Origin of the sequence: uncultured Limnohabitans sp. (assembly GCF_937889215.1) — a bacterium.
In the GTDB taxonomy this organism is placed as follows: Bacteria; Pseudomonadota; Gammaproteobacteria; order Burkholderiales; family Burkholderiaceae_C; genus Limnohabitans_A.
Window position 1 is genome coordinate 1 of record NZ_CALBEX010000573.1, and the last position, 3487, is coordinate 3487.

5 protein-coding genes are annotated in these 3487 nt (G+C 58.8%); all 5 read right to left on the reverse strand.

Features of this window, described 5'->3' with window-relative positions:
- On the reverse strand, nucleotides 1-1027 hold a 1027-nt coding region (locus Q0341_RS14350; RefSeq protein WP_299514688.1), incomplete at its 3' end, for a flagellar hook-basal body complex protein.
- Between the two features lie 52 nt (nucleotides 1028-1079).
- Nucleotides 1080-1769, reverse strand: a complete 690-nt coding sequence (locus Q0341_RS14355) for a flagellar hook capping FlgD N-terminal domain-containing protein (RefSeq protein WP_299514690.1) — start codon at nucleotides 1767-1769, stop codon at nucleotides 1080-1082.
- 14 nt (nucleotides 1770-1783) lie between these two features.
- A complete protein-coding gene (flgC, locus tag Q0341_RS14360; RefSeq protein WP_299514692.1) occupies nucleotides 1784-2209 on the reverse strand; it encodes a flagellar basal body rod protein FlgC in 426 nt (141 codons plus the stop codon).
- 2 nt (nucleotides 2210-2211) lie between these two features.
- Nucleotides 2212-2601, reverse strand: a complete 390-nt coding sequence (gene flgB / locus Q0341_RS14365; RefSeq protein WP_299514694.1) for a flagellar basal body rod protein FlgB — start codon at nucleotides 2599-2601, stop codon at nucleotides 2212-2214.
- A 211-nt stretch (nucleotides 2602-2812) separates the two neighbouring features.
- Nucleotides 2813-3487, reverse strand: a 675-nt coding sequence (locus Q0341_RS14370) for a hypothetical protein (RefSeq protein WP_299514695.1), incomplete at its 5' end; no start/stop codon positions are given.

Genomic DNA, 3487 nt, shown 5'->3' on the forward strand with positions numbered 1-3487 from the left:
CCAGTACTTCAGGATCGGAGTCTCCGGCCACAAGTGTGTAAGTGATTGGGGTTGGGGCCGCTGCACCATCAACCTTGATCGAAAAGTTCAAGGAGCCGCCAGCGGTGACGCCAACCAATGCACCCGTGTTGTAGTTGGCAGTGGTCAAAGCGTTGCCCTTGGCCGTGGCCGGTGAGGAGGCACGGATGTCGGTCAACTGATCAAGGGTGTACATCTCGGTGGTGCCCGAGCTGGGGATGACGCGCGGGTCGTTTTTGGGCAAAACGTCGCCATATTTGTTCACAAACAAGGTGCTGCTGACGGTGTCAGTGGCCTGTTGGAGGGCCGGCTTGACTTGGCTGTCACCTACAAAAAAGTAAGTTTGCCATTTGGAGAAGGGACTGTCCTGACTGGCGTTTTGGGTCTTGACGTAATACACCGTGGCCAAGTAACCGTTACCCCCGCTGTCGTACACCGTCAGTGCGGTGCTTTTGTTGTAAGTGCTGGCGTTGGTGCGGTCAAAGTCGGCCGTGATCACAGCCGAGTCAGCGGGCAGGTTCAGACCCAGCTGAATTTGTGTGGTTTCTACCGCTTCGCCCGAGGTCTTGGGTGGAATGGTCAAGGCGTTCAAGTTGGTCAAATCGGCCTTGCCGGACGAGTCCACAGAAGCCGCCATCAACCGCTGGCCTGTGGCATTGACCACGTTGTTCTGGTCATTCAATGTGAATGAGCCATTGCGCGTGTAAACCTCTTGCAGACCATCGGCTGATTTGAGCGGGAAGAAACCGTCACCCGTGATGGCCAAATCGAGCGAGTTGCCCGAAGTCGAGATGTTGCCCTGGCTGAATTCCTGGCTCACTTGCTTGAGCGAGACGCCCTGGCCAATGTTGCTCGACGACTTTTGCAGCGGCGACGTGGAGAAGATGTCACCAAAGTCAGCCCGCGAGCGCTTGAAGCCCGAGGTGCCCACGTTGGCAATGTTGTTGGAGGTCACGGCCAATTGGGCGGTGGCCGAGTTCAGTCCGGTGAGCGAGGTATAGAACGACATGTTGGTGGGTTCCTAAATGACATGAAAAATCTTGCGTGACAGGTTGTGGGCTTTACAAGCCCACGCGCTTCACATCGGTGAGCAGCATGGTTTTGCCGCCGTCGACTTCCACACTCACGCTGCCGTCAGCGGGGTTGGTGGCAATGGCGCGCACGGTGGACAAAGTGCTGACCGGCACCGTGGTGGTCTGGCCGTTGACCACGGCTGTGGCCGTCAAGCGGTACAGGCCCGATGGCACGGGGTTTTCTGCGGCGTCTTTGCCGTCCCAAGCAAAGGGGGTGGTGCCAGGCATTTGCGGGCCGGCCGTCAGCTCTTGCACCAAGCGGCCTTGGCTGTCGAACACGCTGATCTGCACACCACTGGCACCCATGGGCAAGTTGATGCTGGCGTCCATGCTGGCACCCGAGGTGAGTTGGGTTGGCGAGTCTGTGATGGCCACTTTTTTGCCAATCAAGGAAGCGCTGTTGAGCATGCGCTCGCCCGACATGGAGGTGACAAACGTGTCCAAAGAACCCTGCATGTTGGTCAGCGCTTCGAGCTGTGAGAACTGCGCCAACTGGGCCACGAAGGCCTCGTTTTTCACGGGCTCCAGCGGGTTTTGGTTTTGCAACTGCGCAGTGAACAAAGTCAGGAATTCCTGCTTGCCCATGTCTTCCTTGGTTTTCTTGGCTTGGTCCTTGACGTCTTCATAGCGCGAGACGTTTTGGAGCAAACTCGATGAGGCGATGGTGTCAGTAGCCATGGGGTGCTTTCAGGTCAGGCCTTGGAGATGTCCAGCGTGCGCATCATGAGTTGACGCGCCGTGTTGATCACTTCGACGTTGTTTTGGTAAGAACGAGCGGAGGCCATCATCTCGACCATCTCGGTGACTTCGCTCACGTTCGATTGGTAGACGTAGCCATCCTTGTCGGCCAAGGGGTTGCGTGGGTCCGACACGCGGCGAGGCGGGGCGGAATCATCGGCCATGCGGTCGACCTTGACGCCGCCCACATAAGGCGCGCCGTTGTTCGTCATTTGCTCGTCGATCAGCGCTTTGAACACTGGGCGCTTGGCACGAAAAGCATCGGCCTCGTTGGTCGACACCGTGCCGGCGTTGGCCAAGTTGGAGGCGGTGGCGTTCATGCGGGTCAGTTGCGCGTTCAGCGCCGTGCCCGCAATGCCAAAAATATTGTCCATGCTCATGATCAGTCTCCTCGCAAAGCTTTGCGAATGCCGCTCACGCGGCTTTCCAGAAAATTCAGCGTGGCCTGGTAGTCGGCGGCGGCTTTACCGTACTGGGCTTGTTCCACACTCATTTCCACGGTGTTGCCGTCAAACGCGGTGTTGAAAGGGGTGCGAAACCGCATGCCATCGGCATCCAAGCCTTGGCCCATGCCAAAGTGCCCACTGCTGGTGGCTGTCATGCTGGTTTCTTGTTGCTGTGCTTCGCTCATCACCGCTTTGAAGTCGATGTCACGCGCTTTGTAGTGCGGGGTATCCGCGTTGGCAATGTTTTGCGCCAACACCTCTAGGCGACGGCTTTTGACTTGCAAGGCCTGTTCATGCACGCCGAGTGCCTGGTTTAACAAATTCATCTGGACTCCTTGGCTGGTGACGCGGGTTCGATGTTCACGGTCCGTCAAACTTTTGACGAGAGATGCTCAAGTAGAGCGGCTTGGTGTCGATACCTGCAAGAGCTGTGCCAACTGCTTTTGTGTCCTTTGGAATTAGCCCCGGTGTGGCTTGCCGGTGTCAGCGGCAATTTGCCGTCAGTGGCCGCTGGCAGCGGCAAAGCTTTGCCGTCACTCAGCGCAGCGTGGTGGGCGCTGCCTGTGCCACATCGTCGTACAGGCGGGTGATTTGGTTTTTGCTGGCGCTGCCCATGACCGCATTGGCCGGGGCGGGGAGGGGCGGCAACAGGGCGTCGGTCAAGCGGTTCAGGCCGGCCAAAATCGAATTGCGGGTGATGGGGCCACGCGTGTCTTGCCCCACATGCAGGTAGCGCGCCTGCGGCCCAGCAATCGGCAGCGGGGCGTCTGGACGTGTTTCTTTTTTGGCGGCCGGGGTCAGCACCGTCAGGTACAAATCGTCCAAACCCACGGGCGGGCCGTTCACGCGCAAACCCGCCTGAGAAAAATACCGATCCACCAAATCCAGTTGCTGTAACAAACCCATGCCCAAAATCGAGCGGGGGTTGTCCTTCAGGCCCACCGAAGCGGCCCCGCGGTTTTCGCCATCGCAAAACTGGATGATCCCGTGGCAACTCCCGTTCGTGGCCTGCGGGTTCATGCCGCCGCTCTCCATCAAAGTCAGCCGGGCAAAGTCATCGGGCTGAAAGTTGTAGCGATCGGCCAGCGCCATCACTCTGTCGCGCACGGCGGGCAACTGGGCGGACGGCACAAAGCCTTTGGCCACAGCGCGGTTCAGTGTCCGCTCCAGCAGGGGGTGGTTGCTTTGGGCCGCAGCGTTGGCGGACCACCA

Bases quoted from the DNA above. Each gene is read 5' to 3' on its own strand.
- Q0341_RS14355 (WP_299514690.1), bottom strand. From the start codon at position 1,769: ATGGCTACTGACACCATCGCCTCATCGAGTTTGCTCCAAAACGTCTCG.
- flgC (WP_299514692.1), bottom strand. From the start codon at position 2,209: ATGAGCATGGACAATATTTTTGGCATTGCGGGCACGGCGCTGAACGCG.
- flgB (WP_299514694.1), bottom strand. From the start codon at position 2,601: ATGAATTTGTTAAACCAGGCACTCGGCGTGCATGAACAGGCCTTGCAA.